The organism is Vibrio sp. 2130-1 (genome assembly GCF_033339515.1).
On record NZ_JAWOUT010000329.1, the window covers coordinates 1 to 672 of the forward strand.

A 672-nucleotide genomic window follows, 5' to 3' on the forward strand; every position below is an offset into this window, starting at 1 on the left:
AGAGAGTACACATCGCTTTGTGCCGTCAGAAACTGACCAGTCTGTTGTTCTGGACTGGCAAAGTTTTGGCTAAACGCAATTAATGCGGGTGGGGATTCGCCACCGCTGTTTTGCACTTTCTGCGTCAGGTTGAAATCGAGCAATTTCGGTCGTTTATTTGGGTCAATCAGGATATTTTCAGGCTTGAGATCGGCGTGTAACACATGGTGGTGATGCGCGTGTTCCATTGCCTGACAAATCTGCTTAAACAGCGTGAGCTTCTCATGGTCTGTCAGCGTGACTTCGGCAAGATAATCATCCAATGTTTGGCCAAACACGCGCTCCATGACGATGTAAACCGAGCCGTCATGCAGGCCGCCGTCAAAGACTTTCGCAATATAAGGGTGATTTAAACGTGCTAGTAGCTGCGCTTCATCGAAAAGTGCCCGTTGTCCGAGTACATTACTTAAATTGCTTTGGATGAATTTGATTGCAAGATCTTGCTCAAAGGTCTCATCTGCGCGTTGCGCGGCATAAACGACGCCCATACCACCACGCCCCAACTCATGAGTTAGGCGATACTTACTGATCACTTCGCCACTAAGGTCGATCTCGCTGTTGGTCGCTTGATGAGCGCCAAAGTAAAGCAATTGCGTTAATCGCTCTTCTGGGGCTTCATGGGCTAAAAGGGGC

At 48.8% G+C, this 672-nt stretch carries 1 protein-coding gene; it reads right to left on the reverse strand.

From position 1 onward, the window contains the following. The coding region (locus tag R7Q09_RS26025) for a serine/threonine-protein kinase (RefSeq protein WP_318143929.1) at positions 1 to 672 on the reverse strand (672 nt) is incomplete at both ends.